19 protein-coding genes are annotated in these 20,935 nt (G+C 65.3%); 17 read left to right on the top strand and 2 right to left on the bottom strand.

Annotation, left to right across the window (positions count from 1 at the left end; all coding sequences use genetic code 11):
- The first annotated feature begins 91 nt into the window (after window positions 1-91).
- The 4 genes from AC5W54_RS13945 (at window position 92) to AC5W54_RS13930 (ending at window position 4,049) form a co-directional block, all read left to right on the top strand.
- Window positions 92-403, top strand: coding sequence for a hypothetical protein (locus tag AC5W54_RS13945; RefSeq protein ID WP_495962686.1), 312 nt, complete (start codon window positions 92-94; stop codon window positions 401-403).
- A 22-nt stretch (window positions 404-425) separates the two neighbouring features.
- Window positions 426-1,634 (top strand): M24 family metallopeptidase, encoded by a 1,209-nt coding sequence (locus AC5W54_RS13940; protein ID WP_495962685.1) that lies wholly within the window; start codon window positions 426-428, stop codon window positions 1,632-1,634.
- A gap of 61 nt (window positions 1,635-1,695) precedes the next feature.
- On the top strand, window positions 1,696-3,291 hold the full coding sequence (locus tag AC5W54_RS13935) for a BCCT family transporter (RefSeq protein ID WP_495962684.1): 1,596 nt from the start codon (window positions 1,696-1,698) through the stop codon (window positions 3,289-3,291).
- Window positions 3,291-4,049 carry a creatininase gene (locus AC5W54_RS13930; protein WP_495962683.1) on the top strand — a complete coding sequence of 253 codons (759 nt, stop codon included), beginning with the start codon at window positions 3,291-3,293 and terminating at the stop codon, window positions 4,047-4,049. The genes AC5W54_RS13935 and AC5W54_RS13930 overlap by 1 nt, the downstream gene beginning before the upstream one ends.
- Window positions 4,050-4,089: 40 nt before the next feature.
- Here AC5W54_RS13930 and AC5W54_RS13925 read toward each other — a convergent pair whose 3' ends face one another.
- Window positions 4,090-4,953, bottom strand: a complete 864-nt coding sequence (locus AC5W54_RS13925) for a LysR family transcriptional regulator (protein WP_495962682.1) — start codon at window positions 4,951-4,953, stop codon at window positions 4,090-4,092.
- 316 nt (window positions 4,954-5,269) lie between these two features.
- On the opposite strand from AC5W54_RS13925, the gene glyA reads away from it, so the two are divergent.
- The 6 genes from glyA to purU all read left to right on the top strand — a co-directional run bounded on the left by glyA (window position 5,270) and on the right by purU (window position 13,047).
- Entirely contained in the window at window positions 5,270-6,577 is a 1,308-nt protein-coding gene (glyA, locus tag AC5W54_RS13920) for a serine hydroxymethyltransferase (RefSeq protein ID WP_495962681.1), read from the top strand.
- Window positions 6,578-6,601: 24 nt separating this feature from the next.
- Window positions 6,602-7,852: a sarcosine oxidase subunit beta family protein gene (locus AC5W54_RS13915; protein ID WP_495962680.1), complete on the top strand. Its 1,251-nt coding sequence runs from the start codon at window positions 6,602-6,604 to the stop codon at window positions 7,850-7,852.
- Between the two features lie 174 nt (window positions 7,853-8,026).
- Window positions 8,027-8,401, top strand: a complete 375-nt coding sequence (locus AC5W54_RS13910; RefSeq protein WP_495962679.1) for a sarcosine oxidase subunit delta — start codon at window positions 8,027-8,029, stop codon at window positions 8,399-8,401.
- A complete protein-coding gene (locus AC5W54_RS13905; RefSeq protein WP_495962678.1) occupies window positions 8,398-11,472 on the top strand; it encodes a sarcosine oxidase subunit alpha family protein in 3,075 nt (1,024 codons plus the stop codon). The genes AC5W54_RS13910 and AC5W54_RS13905 overlap by 4 nt, the downstream gene beginning before the upstream one ends.
- Window positions 11,465-12,133 carry a sarcosine oxidase subunit gamma gene (locus tag AC5W54_RS13900; protein ID WP_495962677.1) on the top strand — a complete coding sequence of 223 codons (669 nt, stop codon included), beginning with the start codon at window positions 11,465-11,467 and terminating at the stop codon, window positions 12,131-12,133. The genes AC5W54_RS13905 and AC5W54_RS13900 overlap by 8 nt, the downstream gene beginning before the upstream one ends.
- A 47-nt stretch (window positions 12,134-12,180) precedes the next feature.
- Window positions 12,181-13,047 carry a formyltetrahydrofolate deformylase gene (purU, locus tag AC5W54_RS13895; protein ID WP_495962676.1) on the top strand — a complete coding sequence of 289 codons (867 nt, stop codon included), beginning with the start codon at window positions 12,181-12,183 and terminating at the stop codon, window positions 13,045-13,047.
- 97 nt (window positions 13,048-13,144) lie between these two features.
- Here the strand turns inward: purU and AC5W54_RS13890 are convergent, their stop codons facing one another.
- On the bottom strand, window positions 13,145-13,600 hold the full coding sequence (locus tag AC5W54_RS13890; RefSeq protein ID WP_495962675.1) for a thioesterase family protein: 456 nt from the start codon (window positions 13,598-13,600) through the stop codon (window positions 13,145-13,147).
- A 263-nt stretch (window positions 13,601-13,863) separates the two neighbouring features.
- Here AC5W54_RS13890 and AC5W54_RS13885 point away from each other — a divergent pair, with 263 nt between their 5' ends.
- From AC5W54_RS13885 to AC5W54_RS13855, 7 genes are all read left to right on the top strand, one after another.
- Complete coding sequence (locus AC5W54_RS13885; RefSeq protein ID WP_495962674.1) at window positions 13,864-15,444, top strand: ABC transporter substrate-binding protein; 1,581 nt, start codon at window positions 13,864-13,866, stop codon at window positions 15,442-15,444.
- 61 nt (window positions 15,445-15,505) lie between these two features.
- Entirely contained in the window at window positions 15,506-16,486 is a 981-nt protein-coding gene (locus AC5W54_RS13880; protein ID WP_495962673.1) for an ABC transporter permease, read from the top strand.
- On the top strand, window positions 16,483-17,448 hold the full coding sequence (locus AC5W54_RS13875; protein ID WP_495962672.1) for an ABC transporter permease: 966 nt from the start codon (window positions 16,483-16,485) through the stop codon (window positions 17,446-17,448). Before AC5W54_RS13880 ends, AC5W54_RS13875 begins: the two co-directional genes overlap by 4 nt.
- Window positions 17,423-18,511, top strand: coding sequence for an ABC transporter ATP-binding protein (locus tag AC5W54_RS13870; RefSeq protein ID WP_495962671.1), 1,089 nt, complete (start codon window positions 17,423-17,425; stop codon window positions 18,509-18,511). Before AC5W54_RS13875 ends, AC5W54_RS13870 begins: the two co-directional genes overlap by 26 nt.
- Window positions 18,501-19,550 carry an ABC transporter ATP-binding protein gene (locus AC5W54_RS13865; RefSeq protein ID WP_495962670.1) on the top strand — a complete coding sequence of 350 codons (1,050 nt, stop codon included), beginning with the start codon at window positions 18,501-18,503 and terminating at the stop codon, window positions 19,548-19,550. Before AC5W54_RS13870 ends, AC5W54_RS13865 begins: the two co-directional genes overlap by 11 nt.
- Before the next feature lie 7 nt (window positions 19,551-19,557).
- Entirely contained in the window at window positions 19,558-20,316 is a 759-nt protein-coding gene (locus AC5W54_RS13860) for a sulfite exporter TauE/SafE family protein (RefSeq protein ID WP_495962669.1), read from the top strand.
- Between the two features lie 145 nt (window positions 20,317-20,461).
- Window positions 20,462-20,887: a PPC domain-containing protein gene (locus AC5W54_RS13855; protein ID WP_495962668.1), complete on the top strand. Its 426-nt coding sequence runs from the start codon at window positions 20,462-20,464 to the stop codon at window positions 20,885-20,887.
- The last annotated feature ends 48 nt before the right edge of the window (window positions 20,888-20,935 follow it).

Below are 20,935 nucleotides of genomic sequence, written 5' to 3'. Positions count from 1 at the left end.
ATTACTGACACCAATGACCTGATTTGCACTAGTCATTGGTCTTGCCGACCCCTGCTAGCCATATTCATCGATACCAGCAGGAGAGCATGAGATGAAACATTGGCGGCTAGTCTTGCGTATCGCTTCTGATTCTGGCCAGACGCAAGACAACAAGGCATTGAAACGCGACATCGTTTCCTTCATGCGAGTGCGGGAGACCTATGAGGTCAAGTGCCTTGGTATTCGCATGCTGGGAATTGATTTTCTCGCCGAAGATCACGAGTTCAATCACATCATGATGCTGGTGAAGATATTGGAGTGCCGATATCGACTCTCAATCATGCAGTTCAGTGAGCTTCAGGACGATAACAGCCCTGAAATGTCAATGAAGAGCAGTTACAAGCTCGCGACAAGTGTCGCTTGAAGAGACGAAGGAGACTACAAGTATGCAACTTCCATCGCTGATCGAGATTCCCAATGGCGACAAGGTAGTACCGACATTTTCCGATGCCGAGATGCAGGGACGCCTGGCCCGGCTTCGGGAATATATGGCGGCGAATACCATCGACGCCGTGGTGCTGACTTCCTACCACAATATCAACTATTTCAGCGACTTCGTCTACTGCAAGTTTGGACGGGACTATGGTCTGGTCGTCACCCTGGATGGCTTCACCACCGTGACCGCCAACATCGATGGAGGGCAGCCTTACCGACGCAATCGCCTGGGTGACAATATCGTCTATACCGACTGGCAGAAGGATAACTTCTTCAAGGCGGTGAGGCAGTTGTGTGAGGGCCGCAAGCGCATCGGGGTCGAGTTCGATCACCTGACCCTGCAGAATCAGCAGAAGCTGCTGGCGGCCCTCGGTGAAGCAGAACTGGTCGATATCGGCGTCCCCACGATGAAGATGCGCATGATCAAGTCGGCCGAGGAGATCGCGCTGATTCGCCAGGGTGCACGGATCGCCGATGTCGGTGGGGTCGCCGTACGCAATGCCATCGCGGCCGGGGTGCCGGAATACGAGGTGGCGCTGGCGGGGCAGCAGGCGATGGTGCGTGAGATCGCCAAGACCTACCCCAACAGCGAGCTGATGGACACCTGGGTCTGGTTCCAGTCCGGTATCAATACCGATGGCGCCCATAACCCGGTAACCAGCCGCCGTGTTCAGCCGGGCGATATCCTCAGCCTCAACACCTTCCCGATGATCTCCGGCTACTACACCGCCCTGGAGCGCACCCTGTTCTGTGAGCACGCCTCCGACGAGCACCTGCGCCTCTGGGAGGTCAATTGCGAGGTCCACCGACGGGGGCAAGAGCTGATCAAGCCTGGGGTACGCTGCAGCGACATCGCCCATGAGCTCAACGAAATCTTCGCCAAGCATGACCTGCTCAAGTACCGTACCTTCGGCTATGGTCACTCCTTCGGTACCCTGAGCCACTACTATGGCCGTGAAGCTGGGCTGGAGCTTCGCGAGGACATCGAGACCGTGCTCGAGCCCAACATGGTCGTCTCCATGGAGCCCATGATCATGGTGCCGGAAGGGCGCCCTGGTGCCGGCGGCTACCGCGAGCACGATATCCTGGTGATCAATGAACACGGAGCCGAGAATATCACCGGCTTCCCGTACGGGCCGGAGCACAACATCATCAAGTAATAGCGAGGGGGCATTGGGCCCCCTTGTTGCGTATAAGAATAAATATCACAGGAGGCCGATTATGGTCCTGCACTCAGGCCCCTTCCGAGGGGTGAATCCACTGGTCACCATGGTGTCGGTCGTCATCATGGTTGCCTTCATCTCCCTCGCCATACTCTTTCCCCAGGCGGCCACCGAGCTGATCGATAGGGGAAGGACCTATGTGACTTTCTACTTCAACTGGTGGTATGTCGGCCTGGCGGCTAGCTTCCTGATCTTTCTGCTGGCCTTGGCCTTCAGCAAGTATGGTCGACTCAAGCTGGGTACTGAAGATGACAAGCCGGAGTTCGGCTACTTCACCTGGTTTGCCATGCTCTATGCCGCCGGGCAGGGGATCGGAATCATCTTCTGGTCCATCGCCGAGCCGATCATGCATCTCTCCCACGGGACACCCTTCTCGTCGGCGGCAGGCAATGGCGAGGCTGCCGATGTGGCGATGCGGCTCGCCTACTTCCACTGGGGTCTCAACGCCTGGGCCATTTACTGTATCGTGGCGCTGGGCCTGGCCTTGATGGCCTATCGTTATGGAAAACCCTTGAGCATCCGCTACACGCTCTATCCCATCCTGGGAGAGAAGGTCAATGGGTGGATTGGTAATCTCATCGATATCATTGCCGTCTTTGCCACTCTCTTTGGTATTGCAACCTCTCTGGGGCTTGGTGTTCAGCAAATCAATTCTGGTCTCAATTATCTGTGGGATGTGCCTGTCAGCAGCCTGGTACAGGTCGCGTTGATCGGGGTGATCACCATCCTGGCACTGATTTCCGTGCTTACTGGCCTGAAGCGGGGAATCAAGTATCTCTCCCAGGCCAACATGTGGCTGACGTTCCTGCTGCTGGCCTTCTTCTTCATCTTCGGCCCCACCCGCTACATCATCGGTGGCTTCCTGGATTCCACGGGTGACTACCTGAGAACGGTTATTCCCCTTAGCTTCTATACTGGCAGTAACGTCACGGCTGCCAATGGGGCAGAGTCCTGGCAGGACTCCTGGCAGGGTTGGTGGACCGTCTTCTATTGGGGGTGGTGGATGTCCTGGGCACCCTTTGTGGGCGTCTTCGTGGCCAGGGTTTCCCGGGGGAGGACCATCCGTGAATTCATCTTCGGCGTGGTCGGCGTGTCGTCCCTGCTCTCCTTCGTCTGGCTGTCGGCCTATGGCGGCACGGCGCTCTACGAGGAGCTGTTCGGTAGCGGCGGCATCGCTGACGCGGTGGCCAGTGACGTCTCCCTGGCGCTCTACGCCACCTTCTCGGCCATGGATGTGGGAGTGATTGGTATACTGGCAGGTTTCTTCGGCACGGTACTGGTGGCGACCTATTTCATCACTTCGTCCGACTCGGGAACCCTGGTCATCACCACCATTCTCAGCGAGGGGGATCCGCATCCATTGTCCCGGCACCGCATTTTCTGGGGCATCATGGAGGGAGCCATAGCGGCAGTGCTGCTGCTGGTGGGGGGCACCTGGGCACTGTCAACCCTGCAGACCGCCGCCATCCTCTCGGCACTGCCCTTCTCGGTGATCATGGTGCTGATGGCCTACTCGATCCTGCGGGCCGTTCAGAATGATAGCTCCTTTCGCGAGCAACACACGCTTAAGTCCACATCGGAGGGGAAAGCCTGATGAACAGCGTCAAGGTGGCGGAGATGGACTGGGTCTCCTACCGAGAGAGGGTCAAGGGTGGCAGCTGTCGGCTGCTGCTGCCGGTCGGAGCCATCGAACAGCATGGCCCGCACATGTCACTGAACCCCGATGTGCTGATTCCCGAGTACATTGCCTGTCGGGTCGCCGAGCGCAGCGGCAACATGCTGGTCGCGCCGCCGATCGCCTACGGTTACAAGTCGCAGGTCAAGTCGGGGGGTGGCAACTTCTTCCCCGGCACCACCTGTGTCAGCGGTCGTTCCCTGGAGGAGTATGCCTATGACGTGATCCTCGCCTTCATGGAGCACGGAAATCGAGAGTTCATCGTACTCAATGGACACTACGAGAACTCGATGTTTCTGGTAGAGGCGGCTGATCGAGCCGTGAAGCATGCCAGGCTGTCCGGCATCGAGATCAAGGTGGTGCTGCTCTCCTACTGGGATTTCATCAGCGAAGCCACGATCGAGAAAGTCTTCCCCGACGGCTTCTCGGGGTGGGCCGTCGAGCATGGCGGGGTGCTGGAGACTTCCATCATGCTGAAGATCCATCCCGAGCTGGTAGACATGTCCAGGGCGGTCGATGTTCCGCCGGCAGAGTTCCCGCCCTATGACATCTTCCCACCGGATCCCAGCTGGGTACCGAGCTCGGGGACCCTGTCGTCACCGGTCAAGGCCACGGCCGAGAAGGGGGCATGGATACTCGATGAGTGCATAGAGAAGATCTCACGGACCTTTGGCTGAGCAATGGGCATTGTCACCTTCCGGGTGTGACAATGCCCTCTCACAAATTGGCGATTCCCGAGCGGAGGAAGTCGAGCACGTGTCGTGATGCGATATTGAGCTCGCGCTCCTTGTAGTACAGGCCGATACAGACCTTCTCCAGTGCCGGCAAGCTCTGGGTGCTGGGGGCGTGCTTGAGGTTGTCGGGAATGACCGATTTCGCCATGGTCGTGATGCCCAGCCCTTCCTCCACGGCCGAGAAGATACCCAGCAGACTGGTGCTCGTGTACATGAAGCGATAAGGATGTTGTTGCGTCTGAAGGGACTCCTCCATGATGGAGCGATAGACACACCCTTGTGGATAAGCGACCAGTGGAATGGGGTCATCATAGCCATTGATGAGACGGCTGTCCTTGTAGACCCACTCCAGGGCCTCCAGACGATAATCCCGTGAATCCCTGTCTTCGTCCTTCTTGGCGCGTTCCATGGCCAAGGCGATATCGTAGTGTCCTTTTTGGTATCGCTGGAGTATCACCTTGCTGATCTCGCAGTCGACTTCCACGATGATGTTCGGGTAGACGCGCGAAAGGTTGCGGAGTGCCTTGGGAAGAAAAGCCAGCTCGAAGTCGTTGGGTATGCCGAGCCTTACCTTGCCGGACACATTGTCGCCCCTGACCTTGGCGATGATCTGATCGTTGATCTCCAGGATCTGACGCGCGGCCTCATAGAGATATTCCCCATCCTCGGTCAGTTCGAGGCTCGATCCTCTCAGGAAGATCTTGGTGTTGAGGATCTCCTCGAGCTTCTTCACCTGAAGGCTGATGGCCGGTTGCGAGCGGCCAAGCAGCTCGCCTGCGCTGGTGAAGCCTCCCAGGTCCTTTATCGTGACAAAGGTTCTCAGGAGATCGGTGGGTATGTTGGTCATTTTATTGCCATTTTGATGTCTGGTTGGGGCATTGGCGTCAGGGCCGGGTCATCAGTTATTGCTCCGGCCAGGATGAGCGCCATGCTTGACTTCGCTAAGCTGCTGCGACGACGCGTGAGCGGGGTGGGCAGCAACACTACCCCTGAGTATATCCCACGGGGCCACCGGGTGGGGCCATGGGGTAGCGTCTCGCATCGCAGCCGCCTTTATCTCCGCCTTATCGCGGCATTTGTCCTTCAAATTGGTCCTGTGACTCCATCGAAAATAGATTGCTGACAAGGGGTTTTTCCTGAGACCAACAACAATGGAGTCTTTCATGATTCATTTCACTCTTTCCGCCTTCGACTCCCAGATTGCCGCAGCCATCGCCGATGAGGTGGCCCGCCAGGAGGCGCACGTCGAGTTGATCGCTTCCGAGAACTACGCCAGCCGGGCCGTGATGGAGGCCCAGGGCACCCAGCTGACCAACAAGTACGCCGAGGGCTATCCGGGCAAGCGCTACTACGGCGGCTGCGAGCACGTCGACGTGGTCGAGCAGCTGGCCATCGAGCGCGCCTGCGACCTGTTCGGCGCCGACTACGCCAACGTCCAGCCGCACTCCGGGGCCCAGGCCAACGCGGCAGCCTTCATGGCGCTGATCAAGCCAGGCGACACCGTGCTGGGCATGAGCCTGGCCCATGGCGGTCACCTGACCCACGGGGCGGCGCCGAACTTCTCCGGCAAGCACTACCACGCCGTGCAGTATGGCCTGAACCCCGAGACCGGCGAGATCGACTACGCCGAGGTCGAGCGCCTGGCGCGCAGCCACAAGCCCAAGCTGATCATCGCCGGCTTCTCGGCCTATGCGCGGGTAGTGGACTGGCAGCGCTTCCGCGCCATCGCCGACAAGGTCGGCGCCTGGCTGATGGTGGACATGGCGCATGTGGCTGGTCTCATCGCCGCCGGTCACTACCCGAGCCCGCTGCCCCATGCCCATGTAGTCACCACCACCACCCACAAGACCCTGCGCGGCCCGCGCGGTGGCCTGATACTCTCCGCGCATGGTGATCAGGACCTGTACAAGAAGCTCAACGGCGCGGTCTTCCCCGGCCAGCAGGGCGGCCCGCTGATGCATGTGATCGCCGCCAAGGCGGTGGCCTTCAAGGAGGCCATGAGCCAGGAATTTGTGCAGTACCAGCAGCGGGTGATCGACAACGCCCGGGCCATGGCCGGGGTGTTCCTCGAGCGCGGCTATGACGTGGTCTCCGGCGGTACCGACGACCACCTCTTCCTGGTCTCGCTGATCAAGCAGGGCGTCACCGGCAAGGACGCCGATGCGGCGCTGGGGCGTGCGCATATCACCGTCAACAAGAACGCCGTGCCCAACGACCCGGAGAGCCCCTTCGTCACCTCCGGCCTGCGCATCGGCACCCCGGCGGCGACCACCCGTGGCTTCGGCGTGGATGACTGCGAGGCGCTGGCCGGCTGGATCTGCGACATCCTCGATGTCCTGGCCGAGCGCCGCAACAGCGACGCCGTGGAGGCCGAGGTGCGCGAGAAGGTCACCGCGCTCTGCGAGCGGCATCCGGTCTATGGCACGGCATCAGTCGGCACCGGCGCGGTTAGCGAGACGTCCCTCGCCTGAATTCATCCGTCAGGAGAACTCCCCATGCAACGCTATTCAGGCTTCGGGCTGGCCAGGCACGCGCTGAGCCACCATGAGAACTGGGAGCGCCAGTGGCGCAATCCCACCCCCAAGAAGCAGTACGACGTGATCATCGTCGGCGGCGGCGGTCACGGCCTGGCCACGGCCTACTACCTGGCCAAGGAGCACGGCATCACCAACGTGGCGGTGGTGGAGAAGGGCTGGCTGGGCGGCGGTAATACGGCTCGTAATACGACTATCGTGCGCTCCAACTATTTATGGGACGAGTCGGCGGCGCTCTACGAACACGCCATGAAGCTATGGGAGGGGCTCTCCCAGGACCTCAACTACAACGTGATGTTCTCCCAGCGCGGGGTGATGAACCTGGCCCACACCCTGCAGGACATGCGCGATGTCCAGCGCCGGGTCAACGCCAACCGCCTCAACGGCATCGACAGCGTGGTGCTCACGCCTGAGCAGATCCAGGAGATCGTGCCGATCATGGACTGCTCGAGGAACGCCCGTTACCCGATCCTCGGCGCCTCCTGGCAGCCCCGCGCCGGCGTGGCGCGCCACGATGCCGTGGCCTGGGGCTTCGCCCGGGCCGCCGATGCGCTGGGCGTGGATATCCTGCAGAACACCGAGGTCACCGGCTTCAAGATCCGCGACGGCCGGGTCTTCGGGGTGCATACCAACCGCGGCGATATCGAGGCGAAGACCATCGGTTGCGTCGCCGCCGGCAACTCCGGGGTGCTGGCGAAGATGGCCGGCTTCCGGCTGCCGCTGGAGTCGCACCCGCTGCAGGCGCTGGTCTCGGAACCGCTCAAGCCGGTCCTCGACACCGTGGTGATGTCCAACCACGTGCACGGCTACATCAGCCAGACCGACAAGGGCGACCTGGTGATCGGCGCCGGGATCGACGGCTACAACGGCTACGGCCAGCGCGGCAGCTATCCCACCGTGGAGCACACCCTGCAGGCCATCGTCGAGATGTTCCCGATCTTCTCGCGGGTGCGCATGAACCGCCAGTGGGGCGGCATCGTCGACACCTGTCCGGACGCCTGCCCGATCCTCTCCGCCACGCCGGTGAAGGGGCTCTTCTTCAACTGCGGCTGGGGCACCGGCGGCTTCAAGGCCACCCCGGGCTCGGGGCACGTCTTCGCCTGGACCCTGGCCAAGAACCAGGCCCATCCGCTCGCGGTCCCGTTCTCCATCGACCGTTTCCATACCGGGGCGCTGGTCGATGAGCACGGTGCGGCCGGCGTTGCGCATTAAGTGTTCATTTCTACACGCGTCGAGATGAGCGCCGGGGACAAGGCGGAGCGAGGGTCGTTTGCCATGGATGGCAAAAGTAGCGCCCATGGACGGGTTCACAGCGCCCTCGCGCAGGCTTGTCGACGGTAAAGCTCATCGTATGCCGGACAAGACCCCCTCTAAGGGAGAGACATCATGTTCCAGATCTACTGCCCCTACTGCGAGGAGCACCGCGAGGAAGAGGAGTTCCATCCCAAGGGCCAGGCGCACATCGCGCGTCCCGCGGATCCGGAGACCTGCTCCGACAAGGAGTGGGGCGACTACCTCTTCTTCCGTGACAACCCCCGCGGCATCCACCACGAGCTGTGGGTGCACGCCGTCGGCTGTCGCAAGTTCTTCAACATCACCCGCAACACCGTGAGCTACGAGATCCTCGAGACCTACCGGATCGGCGAGCAGCCCCGTTTCACCGCCGAGTACCCGGAGGGCAAGCCGGCCGGGACAGTGGCCGCCGAGAACGTCGCCGCCGAGGCGGCAGTGGCCGAGCGTCAGGAAGGAGTCAAGGCATGAGCCAGTCCCTGAAACAGCCGAATCGTCTTCGTGAGGGCGGGCGCATCGATCGCGCTCGTACCCTGAGCTTCACCTTCAACGGCAAGCGCTACCAGGGCCATGCCGGCGACACCCTGGCCTCGGCATTGCTGGCCAACGGGGTGGATATCGTCAACCGCAGCTTCAAGTACTCGCGCGCCCGCGGCATCGTCGCCGCCGGCGCCGAGGAGCCCAATGCGCTGGTCCAACTGGGCAGCAACGAGGCCGCCCAGGTGCCCAACGTGCGCGCCACCCAGCAGGCGCTGTTCGACGGGCTCACGGCACAGAGCACCAATGGCTGGCCCAACGTCCAGCGCGATGTGATGAGCCTGGTCGGCAAGCTGGGCGGGCGCTTCATGCCGCCGGGCTTCTACTACAAGACCTTCATGGCCCCGGCCTCCATGTGGATGACCTACGAGAAGTTCATCCGCAAGGGCGCGGGCCTGGGCCGCAGCCCCATGGAGCGCGACCCCGACAGCTACGACCACCTCAACCAGCATTGCGACCTGCTGGTGATCGGCGCCGGCCCCGCCGGCCTGGCCGCGGCCCTGACCGCGGCGCGCAGCGGCGCCCGGGTGATCCTGGCCGACGAGCAGGAGGAGATGGGCGGCTCGCTGCTCGCCAGCCGTGAGCTGCTCGACCACCGGCCCGCCGCCCAGTGGGTCGCCCAGGTGCTGGAGGAGCTTGCCGGGCTCGACAACGTCACCCTGCTGCCCCGCACCACCGCCAACGGCTACCACGACCACCACTTCGTGACCCTGCACGAGCGGCGCACCGAGCACCTCGGCGAGACCGCCCCGCTGGTCGATGGCGTCCGTGCCAGCCGGTCGCGGATGCATCGCGTGCGGGCCGGCCAGGTGCTGCTGGCCACCGGCGCCCACGAGCGGCCGCTGGTCTATGCGGGCAACGACGTGCCGGGCAACCTGGTCGCCGGCGCCGTCTCCACCTATATCCGCCGCTACGGCGTGGTGCCGGGCAACAAGCTGGTGCTCTCCACCAGCAACGACCACGCCTACCGCGCCGCCCTGGACTGGCATGACCTTGGAAAAGCGTCCGGTCGCGAGGTGGTCGCCATCGTCGATGCGCGCCCGTCCCCGGACGGCGAGCTGGTGGAGCAGGCTCGCGCCCGCGGTATCCGCGTCATCACAGGCGCGGCCGTGATCGAGGCCAAGGGTGGCACCCGGGTGAGCGGCGCCCGCGTCGCCACCATCGATGCCCACGCCTTCACGGTCACCGGCCAGGCCGAGCCCCTGGCCTGCGACACCATCGCCACTTCCGGCGGCTACAGCCCGGTGATCCACCTGGCCTCCCACACCGGCGCGCGGCCGACCTGGAGCGAGGAGATCCTCGGTTTCGTGCCCAGCCTGGTGAAGGGCGTGCACGCCGCCGGCAGCGCCCGCGGCATCCACGACCTGGCCGAGGGGCTGGCCGACGGCGCCGCCGCGGCGGCGAAGGCGCTGGGCGCGCTCGGCCGCACGGTCAGCACTATCGAGCTGCCCCAGGTCGATGCCATCAGCGAAGGGGCCGCCTGCGCGCTCTATCAGGTGCCCCACGAGAAGCCGACCCTGCGTGCGCCCAAGCAGTTCGTCGACCTGCAGAACGACGTCACCGCGGCGGCCATCGAGCTCGCCACCCGCGAGGGCTTCGAGTCCATCGAACACGTCAAGCGCTACACCGCCATGGGCTTCGGCACCGACCAGGGCAAGCTCGGCAACATCAACGGCATGGCCATCGCCGCCCGCTGCCTGGGCAAGTCGATCCCCGAGGTGGGCACCACGGTGTTCCGGCCCAACTACACGCCGGTCACCTTCGGCGCCATCGCCGGGCGCCACTGCCGCGCCCTCTTCGATCCCGAGCGCTACACCGCCCTGCACCAGTGGCACGTGGAACACGGCGCCGAGTTCGAGGACGTCGGCCAGTGGAAGCGCCCCTGGTACTTTCCACAAGTACGCCCCGACGCCATCAACGGCGAACGCGAGAGCATGGCGGAGGCGGTGGCCCGCGAGTGCCTGGCGGTGCGCGAGAAGGTCGGCATCCTCGATGCCTCCACCCTCGGCAAGATCGACATCCAGGGACCGGACGCCCGGGAGTTCCTGGGGCGTATCTACACCAACAAGTGGGCCAAGCTCGCGGTGGGCCGGGCGCGCTACGGGCTGATGTGCAAGGACGACGGCATGCTGATGGACGACGGTACCACCAGCTGCCTGGGCGAGAACCACTTCCTGATGACCACTACCACCGGCGGTGCCGCCGGGGTCATGGAGTGGCTGGAGCTGTGGCACCAGACCGAGTGGCCCGAGCTCGATGTCACCTTCACCTCGGTGACCGACCACTGGGCGACCATGACCATCACCGGCCCCGAGGCGCGCCACCTGCTCGCCGAGATCACCGATATCGACCTCGACCGTGACCGGTTCCAATTCATGGACTGGCGCGAGGGCAAGGTGGCGGACGTGCCGGCGCGGGTCTTCCGCATCTCCTTCACCGGCGAGCTCGCCTACGAGATCAACGTCCAGGCCAACTACGCCCTGCACGTCTGGAAGACCCTCTTCCAGCACGGCGAGAAGTACGGCCTGACGCCCTACGGCACGGAGACGATGCATGTCCTGCGCGCCGAGAAGGGCTTTATCATCGCCGGCCAGGACACCGACGGCTCGGTGACCCCGGAGGACCTCGGCATGCAGTGGGCCATCGGCTACGACAAGCCCTACTCCTGGGTGGGCAAGCGGGCCCTGTCGCGCTCCGATACCCGGCGCACCAACCGCAAGCAGCTGGTGGGCCTCAAGCCGAAGGACCCGTCGGTAGTGCTGGAGGAGGGCGCCCAGATCGTCTTCGATCCGGACCACGTCATCCCCATGCCCATGGTGGGCCACGTGACCTCCAGCTACTACAGCCCGACCCTCAAGAGCGGTTTTGCGCTGGCCGTGGTCAAGGGCGGCCAGTCGCGCATGGGCGAGACCGTCTACCTGCCCATGGCCGACGGCAAGACCCACGCCGCGGAAATCGTCGGCCCGATCTTTGTCGACCCCAAGGGAGAGCGCCAGCATGTCTGAGCAAACGGCAACCCGGTTCAATGTCTACGATGTGCGTCCCGAGACGGAAGTGCCGGCCGAGTCCCCGCTGGCCTGGTCTTACCAGAACAGCGGCCGCCCAAGCGTCAGCCAGAAGAGCCGCGTGGTGCTGCGCGAGCGCGCCTTGCTCGGCCACCTGATCCTGCGCGGCGGCGCCATCGTGCTCGACGAGGCGGTACGCCGGGTGCTCGGCGTCGGCCTGCCGGGGCGCCCCAATACGCTCAGCCAGGACGAGAGCGGCCAGCGCTCGATCCAGTGGCTCTCGCCCGACGAGTGGCTGCTGATCGTCCCCGGCGGCGAGGAGTTTGCCCTGGAGGGCAAGCTGCGCGAGGCCCTGGGCGACGCCCACGATACCTCTGTCAAAAACTATGCCATCGTCAACGTCAGCGGCGGCCAGACCCTGCTGGAGCTTACGGGCGAGAAGGTCCGGGAGCTGCTGATGAAGTCGACGCCCTACGACGTGCACCCCGACGCCTTCCCGGTGGGCAAGGGCGTGACCACGGTGTTCGCCAAGGCCAACCTGATCCTGCGCCGCCCCACAGAGACCCGCTGGGAGCTGGTGCTGCGCCGCAGCTTTGCCGATTACCTCTATCGCTGGCTGCTGGATGCCGGCGAGGAGTACGCCATCGGCGTCGAGTCCTGACAGCCACGGGGTCGGCAGGTGCCGGCCCCGTTTTGGAGAAACACGAGATGCAAGATAACAACAATCGCTGGATCCTGGCGGCCCAGTGCCCCAGCCGGCTCGGCACCGTGGACGTGGTGACGTGCTTCCTCAAGGAGCGCCACTGCTACATCACCGAGCAGCACTCCTTCGACGATCGGCAGAGCGGCGGCTTCTTTATCCGCACCGAGTTCCGGCCCGAGGAGGCGGGGTTCGATGCCGCTGCCTTCGAGGCCGGCTTCGCCGTGCGGGCCGCCGAGTTCGACATGAGCTTCGAGCTGACCGCTCCGGGCACGCGGATGCCGGTGGTGATCCTGGTCTCCAGGGCGGACCACTGCCTCAACGATCTGCTCTATCGCTATCGCATCGGCCAGCTGCCCATCGACATTCGCGCCATCGTCTCCAATCACCCGGACCTGGCGACCCTGGCGGAGTGGCACGGGATTCCCTATCACCACTTCCCCATCACGGCCGAGACCAAGCCCGAACAGGAGGCCCGGGTGTGGGCGGTGGTCGAGGAGACCGGCGCCGAGCTGGTGATCCTCGCCCGCTACATGCAGGTGCTCTCCAGCGAGATGTGCGCGAAGCTCAGCGGTCGCGCGATCAATATCCACCACTCCCTGCTGCCGGGCTTCAAGGGCGCCAAGCCCTACCACCAGGCCTACGACAAGGGCGTGAAGCTGGTCGGCGCCACCGCCCACTACATCAACGATGACCTGGACGAGGGGCCGATCATCACCCAGGGCGTCGAGCCGGTGAGTCACGCCGACTACCCGGAGGACCTCGTCGCCAAGGGGCGCGACATCGAGTGCCTGACCCTGGCCCGAGCGGTGGCCCTGCACGTGGAGCGCCGCGTCTTCCTGCATGCCGGGCGCACGGTCGTGTTCGATCGCTAGCAATGATCTCTCGGTAGATGCCGCCTTGCGGATCTCATGCCGCATGGTCGAGACCAGCGTGAGCATCGGGGTGATGGGCGGCAGGAGTGTTGACCCCTCAGCGTCGGATACCGATGGTACGCCCGGCGAGTTCCGGCCAGGCATCGGGGGTGGTGCTCGGCAGCGCGGCGATGGCCTCGGCCACCGGCGCCGGGAAGGCGCCGGGGCGGCCGCTCTCCTGGTTCATGCCCATCAGCATCTGCTCGCTGGTGGCCAGCAGGTTGCCGTCCCCGTCGTGCAGCGTGAAGAACACATGCAGGCGCTTGGCGTCGCGGTCCAGCAGGGTCAGGGCCACCCGCAGCGGCTGGCCCTCATGGGCCTCGCGGCGGTAGCAGAGGTGGGTCTCCAGGGTGTAGAGCGTATAGCCGTGGCGGGAACGGCCCTCGGTGTCCAGCCCGATGTGGTCCATCAGTGCCTCCACCGCCAGGGAGAAGACCCTGGCGTACTCGGCGTCGTTCATATGGCCGTTGTAGTCGACCCACGCCGGGGCCACCCGTGTCTCCAGGATCTGCATCAGAGTCGCCCCTCCAGGCCTTTCGCTTCCGACCAGTATTTCGGCACCAGGTCGAACAGTGCAACCAGGAAGTCGTCGCGACGACGGTCGAGTTCGCCGCGAATGTGTCGTGGATTGCCCCGATGGCCGAATGGTCGCCCAGCGGGAGTCGACACAGCGCTGAATCTGTCCACGGGGAGGAGTTGGCATTCTTGTCTATGGTGTGGGAGAGACGGTCGCACGGGCCGCGTGCCCATCAAACGCTTGAATGAGGACGCAACAAGATGCTCAAGAGATCCTTGCTGGTCGGCGCCGTGGCCGGCGCCATGCTGGCGTCCGCCGCCAATGCCGAGACCCTGCGCTGGACCCGCTCCGCCGATGGCCTGACCCTCGACCCCCATGCCCAGAACGAGGGGCCGACCCATGCCCTCAACCACCAGATCTTCGATACCCTGGTCTACCAGGACATGGACGTCGAGTATCAGCCGGGCCTGGCCACCGACTGGTACGTCCATGAAAACGACCCGCATGTCTGGGTGTTCGAGATCCGCGAGGGGGTGACCTTCCACGAAGGGCAGGCACTGACCGCCGACGACGTGGTCTTCTCGCTCAACCGCGCTCGCCACGAGCACTCCGACATGCGCGGCCTGCTCACCTCCATCGCCGAGGTGCGCGCGGCCGACGACCACACCGTGCATGTGGAGACCCACGACCCCAACCCGCTGCTGCCCAACAACTTCACCAATCTGTTCATCATGAGCCGCGCGTGGGCCGAGGCGCACGGCGTCGAGACGCCCCAGAACTACGCCGCCGGCGAGGAGACCTTCGCGGTGCGCAACGCCAACGGCACCGGTCCCTTCCGGGTCACCAGCCGCGAGCCCGACGTGCGCACGGTGCTGACGCGCAACGACGACTACTGGGGCATCGATCACTACCCGATGGAGATCTCCGAGCTGATCTATACCCCCATCGAGTCGGCGGCCACGCGGGTGGCGGCGCTGCTCTCCGGCGAGGTCGACCTGCTGCAGGAGGCTCCGGTGCAGGACATCGAGCGCCTGGCCGGAGCCGACGGCATCCGCAACGAGCAGGGGGCCGAGAACCGCACCATCTTCCTCGGCATGGACATGGGCTCGGCCGAGCTGCGTACCGCCGATACCGACGACAACCCCTTCGCCGACCGCCGGGTGCGCGAGGCGATCAACCTGGCCGTGGACGCGACCACCATCCAGCGCGCGGTGATGCGTGGCAACTCCCAGCCCGCCGGGATGATCGCGCCGCCCTTCGTCAACGGCTACTCCGAGGCGCTCGACGAGGTCATTCCTGCCGACCTCGACCGTGCCAACGAGTTGATGGCCGAGGCCGGCTACGGCGACGGCTTCCGCGTCACCCTGCAGTGCCCCAACGACCGCTACGTCAACGACGAGCAGATCTGCCAGGCGGTGGTCAGCATGCTGGCGCGCATCGGCATCACCGTGGACCTGGTGGCCCAGACCCGCTCGCTGCACTTCGCCGAGCTGGCCCGGGAGGAGTACGACTTCTACCTGCTGGGTTGGGGCGTGCCGACCATGGATTCCGAGTACATCTTCAACTACCTCTATCACACCAGGGAGGGGGATCGCGGCAGCTGGAACTTCACCGGCTATAGCGACGAGCGGGTCGACGAGCTCACGCTGGGCATGGGCCAGGAGACCGACGAACAGGCGCGCAACGCCATGATCGAGGAGGCCTGGCAGATCGTGCACGACGATATCGTCTACATCCCCATTCACCACCAGATGCTCACCTGGTCGATGCGCGACGACATCGACTTCAAGGTGCAGAGTGAGAATACCCCGCACTTCAAGTATCTGCGCTTCAATCGCTGATCGAGGCAGTTGTCGTTCCCCGGCCGCCACCCGCGGCCGGGGGCGTTGACGTGGAGCCCCCATGCTTGCGTTCTTGATCCAGCGCGTCCTCCAGGCCCTGTTGGTCATGTCGGTGGTCGCGCTCATCGCCTTCTCGCTGTTCCACTATGTCGGCGATCCGGTGCTCAACATGCTCGGCCAGGAGGCCACCCCGGCCGACCGCGCCGCATTGCGTACCCAGTTGGGGCTCGACCAGCCGGTGGTGGTGCAGTTCTGGCACTTCATCGTCAATGCCGCCCAGTTCGAGTTCGGAATCTCCTACCGTTCGGCACGGCCGGTGACCGACCTGATCCTGGAGCGGCTCCCGGCGACCCTCGAACTCGCCATCATCTCGGCGATCTTCGCCGTGATCATGGGCATCGTGCTCGGGGTCTACACCGCCATCCGGCGCGGCAGCTGGCTGTCCAACGCCATCATGACCGTCTCGCTGATCGGCGTCTCGCTGCCCACCTTCCTGATCGGCATCCTGCTGATCTACCTGTTTGCCGTGGAGCTTGGCTGGCTGCCGGCCTTCGGCCGCGGCCAGACGGTGCGCCTCGGTGACTGGTGGACCACCGGGCTGCTCACCGCCAGCGGCCTGCGTTCGCTGATCCTGCCGGCGATCACCCTGGGGCTCTTCCAGCTGACCCTGATCATGCGCCTGGTGCGCGCCGAGATGCTCGAGGTGCTCAGCACCGACTACATCAAGTTCGCCCGGGCCCGGGGGCTCTCCAGGCGGGTGGTCAACCTGCGCCATGCACTGAAGAACACCCTGATCCCGGTGATCACCATCATCGGGTTGCAGCTCGGCACCATCATCGCCTTCGCCATCATCACCGAGACGGTGTTCCAGTGGCCCGGCGTCGGGGCGCTGTTCATCACCGCGGTGCGCTTCGTCGACATCCCGGTGATGGCCGCCTACCTGATGATGATCGGGCTGGTGTTCGTGGTCATCAACCTGGTGGTGGACCTGCTCTACTACGCCGTCGATCCGCGCCTGCGGGTGCAGGGGGGTGGCAAATGAGCCGCGAGGTGCGGGGCACCGATACCGCCCCCGTGGTGCCGCCGAAGCCGAGCCGACTGCGTACCTTCCTGGACAGTGATATCGTCTATTCCTGGAAGTGCCAGCCGGTGGTGATCCTCGCCACCCTGGTGACGCTCACCCTGTTCGCCGGCGCCCTGTTCGCCCCCTGGATCGCGCCGCAGAACCCCTTCGATCCGCGCCAGCTGGAGCTGATCGACTCCTTCACGCCGCCGTTGACCACCTCGGACTTCACCGGCAACTTCTACCTGCTGGGCAGCGACAGCCAGGGTCGCGATGTCTTCTCGGCGATCCTCTACGGCTCGCGCATCTCGTTGCTGGTGGGCTTCGCCGCGGTACTCTTCGCGCTGGTACTGGGCACCGGCCTGGGCCTGCTGGCGGGTTTTCGCAGCGGCTGGCGCGATGCCCTGATCATGCGCATCGCCGACGTGCAGCTGACTTTCCCGTCGATCCTGATGGCGCTGCTGATCTTCGGGGTGATCCGCGGCTTCCTGCCGCGTTCCCTGCACGCCGAAGTGGCGATCATCGTGCTGATCGTGGCCATCGGGCTCTCCGACTGGGTGCAGTACGCCCGGGCGGTGCGCGGCGCCACCATGGTCGAGAAGAACAAGGAGTACGTGCAGGCGGCGCGGGTCATCGGCCTGCCGGCGCGCAAGATCCTGTTCCAGCACATCCTGCCCAACGTGCTGCGTCCGGTACTGGTGATCGGCACCATCGGTCTGGCGCTGGCGATCATCGCCGAGGCCACGCTGTCGTTCCTGGGGGTCGGCATGCCGCCCACCCAGCCGAGCCTGGGGACCCTGATCCGGGTCGGCCAGGACTACATGTTCTCGGGCGAGTGGTGGATCCTGCTCTTCCCCGGGGGGGCGCTGCTGATGCTGGCGCTCTCCGTCAACCTGCTGGGAGACTGGTTGCGTGATGTCCTCAACCCCAAGCTCAGGTAATACTCGGGGCTCCCCGGCGCAGGATCACGCGCCCGCCGAGTCGGTACCCGGTCAGGAACCGGTACTCAGCGTGCGCCATCTGCGGGTGGAGTTTCCCACTCGCCATGCCACCCTGGTAGCGCTGGACGATGTCTCCTTCGATATCGCCCCCGGCGAGGTGCTGGGGGTGGTCGGGGAGTCGGGTGCCGGCAAGTCGATGACCGGCAACGCCGTGATCCGGTTGATCGAGCCGCCCGGCCGCATCGCCGCCGGCGAGATCCACCTGGCCGGCCGACGTATCGACGACCTGGCGGAGGACGACTTCGTCCCGCTGCGCGGCAAGCATATCGGCATGATCTTCCAGGACCCGCTGACCAGCCTCAACCCGCTGTTCTCGATCGGCGATCAGCTGGTCGAGACCCTCCGCGCCCACCTGCCGATGAACGAGCGCCGAGCCCGCGAGCGGGCGCTGGAGCTGCTCACCGAGGTGGGCATTCCCGCCCCGGAGACTCGGCTCGACAGCTACCCCCACCAGTTCTCCGGCGGCATGCGCCAGCGGGTGGTGATCGCCCTGGCGCTGGCCGCCGAGCCGGAGCTGATCGTCGCCGACGAGCCGACCACGGCGCTCGATGTCTCGGTCCAGGCGCAGATCCTGGCGCTGCTCAAGCGACTGTGTGCCGAGCACGGCACCGCGGTGATGCTGGTCACCCACGACATGGGGGTGATCGCCGAGACCGCCGACCGGGTGGCGGTGATGTACGCCGGGCGGCTGATCGAGATCGGCCCGGTGAACGAGGTGATCCGCCACCCCCGGCACCCTTACACCGAGGGGCTGATGGCCTCGATCCCCGGCATCGAGAAGCGCCTGAGGCGGCTCTACCAGATCGAGGGGGCCATGCCGCGGCTGGCGGCGATCCCCTCGGGCTGCGCCTTTCATCCGCGCTGCCCCCACGCCGCCGAGCGGTGCCGCCGCGAGCGCCCCGACCTGATGCCGGCCGGCAGGGGCGAGGCGGCCTGCTGGCTGCACGACCCGGTGAATCCGCTGCCCAGGCGCGACCGGAAGGAGAATGCCCATGTGCGCTGAGCCGATCGCCAGGCCACGACGGGAAGCGGCGAGCGGCGATATGCTGCTCGAGGTCCGGGACCTGGCCCGTTACTTCGATGTCTCCAAACCCTGGCTCAACCGGGTGCTGGAGCGCAGCGCGCGGCTGACCCTCAAGGCGGTGGACGGCGTGAACTTCTCGATCCGTCGCGGCGAGACCCTGGCCCTGGTGGGAGAGTCCGGGTGCGGCAAGTCCACGGTGGCGCGCCTGGTGGTGGGGCTCCATGGCCTGACCCGCGGCGCGCTCACCTTCGACGGCGAGGACATCAGCGACCTCGCCGATCGCACCGGGCGGCAGGCGGCCAGCCTGCGCAAGCGCTTCCAGATGATCTTCCAGGACCCCTACGCCAGCCTCAACCCGCTGTGGCGGGTGGGCACCATCATCGGCGAGCCGCTGCGGTTCTTCCGCCCCGAGATGAGCGCCCTGGATCGCCGGCGCCGGGTGGGCGAGCTGCTCGAGCAGGTGGGCATGTCCGCCCCGGACGCCGACCGTTATCCCCACGAGTTCTCCGGCGGCCAGCGCCAGCGCATCTCCATCGCCCGGGCGCTAGCCAACGAGCCGGAGTTCATGATCTGTGACGAGCCCACCTCGGCGCTGGATGTCTCGGTGCAGGCCCAGATCCTCAACCTGATGCGCGACCTGCAGGACGCGTATGGCCTGACGTACCTGTTCATCAGCCACGACATGGCAGTGGTCAAGCACATGGCCGACCGCATCGCGGTGATGTACCTGGGGCGCATCGCCGAGATCGCCCCGGCCGATCAGCTCTTCGCCACGCCACACCATCCCTATTCGAAGATGCTGCTGCAGGCAGTGCCGTCGCTGGAGGGGGCTGGCAAGCAGCGCAGCGTGATCCGGGGCGAGGTGCCCAATCCGGTGCACCCGCCCACCGGTTGCGCCTTCCACCCGCGCTGCCCCCATGCCAATGCACGCTGCGAGCGCGAGGTGCCGGCCCTGATCGCCCGCGACGACGGCAGCGAGGCGGCCTGTCACGCCGTGGAGGAGGGGCGTATCGAGTGATCGATTCATGATGCTGGAGGCGCTCTCGCCGCTGTCGGCGGGCCTGAATCTGGGCCTGGTGCTGCTCTCGGCGTTGACCTCGGGGCTCTCCGCCGCGGTCGGCATCGGCGGTGGCACCCTGCTGATCATGGTGATGGCCCAGGTGATGCCGGCCACCGCCCTGATCCCGGTACATGGCATGGTACAGCTCGGCTCCAACGGTGGCCGGGCGGCGATGACCTGGCGGCACCTGGATCGCGGCCTGCTGGCGGCCTTCCTGCCCGGAGTGGTGCTGGGCGCCCTGGTCGCCGCCTGGCTGCTGGTGCGCCTGCCCGCCGGGGTGCTGGAGCTGTGCATCGCCGCCTTCGTGCTCTACTCCTGCTGGGGCCCGGGGTGGCCGCAGCGCCTGCTCGGCCGGGGCGGCACCCTGCTCGCCGGGGCCCTGACCACCTTCCTCTCCAGCCTGGTGGGGGCCACCGGCCCCCTGGTGGCGGCCTTCGTCAAGCAGCACTTGACCGAGCGCCTGCCACGGGTCGCCACCTTCGCCGCCTGCATGACCTGCCAGCACCTCACCAAGGCCTTCGTGTTCGGGGTCGCCGGCTTCGTGTTCCGCGACTGGCTCGGCCTGATGCTGGCCATGGTGGTGGCCGGCGTCGTCGGCACCTGGCTCGGCCTGCACCTGTTGCGCCGGCTCTCCGACCACCGCTTCGATACCCTCTTCAAGGGGGTGCTGACGCTGCTCGCCCTGCGCCTGATCTGGCTGGGGGTGCAGCGGTTGACGGGATGAGGCCGAGCGTGAGCCGTCCGGCGTGGGTGTTGCCGAGGGTTCCCGACATGGCTTCCTGCGAGCAAGATAGGTGCAAGGGTACCGTGCTTCCGCCGGTGGAAGGTGGCGGCAGTGCAGATCGTGTGTCCGGGAAGGGGAGCTTGTCATGCGTCGTTGCGTATTCCTCCTGTGCGTCGTCTGCTTGGGGGCACTGGCCGGTTGTGCCGGCGTGCACGACCCTCGGGAAGGCGCCATCGAGCTGGTGCCCGGCCGGCCCTACCAGGTCGTGACGGCGGGGCAGCGCTTGTTCACCTTCACCCTGGAGGCCCCCGCCAAGGTGGTGCTGGAGAGCCTCACCTACCCCGCGGACGTGGGCACCGTTTCCCCCGCCGGACAGCTGCTCGACAGCGAGGGGCGGGTCGTGACACGCGACTGGACCAGCGGCGCCGACAGCAACTTCCGGATCGAGGAGCGCCTGGCGGCCGGCACCTGGTATCTGCAGGTCGACAATCCCCATGCGTGCCGCTGGGCCCTCAGCTGCCTGGAGCGCGACTACCGTTACGAGGTGTTGCTGACGATCGAGGAAGACTGAGTGCGGGCGCAGCGGGGCCGGCAGGTAGCGGTGATGATCGACCCGGCA

The sequence above is a fragment of the Halomonas sp. LMYGS-3 genome (genome assembly GCF_059509875.1).
Note: the sequence above shows the minus strand (reverse complement) of the source record. Positions and strands in the feature narration are given on the sequence as shown.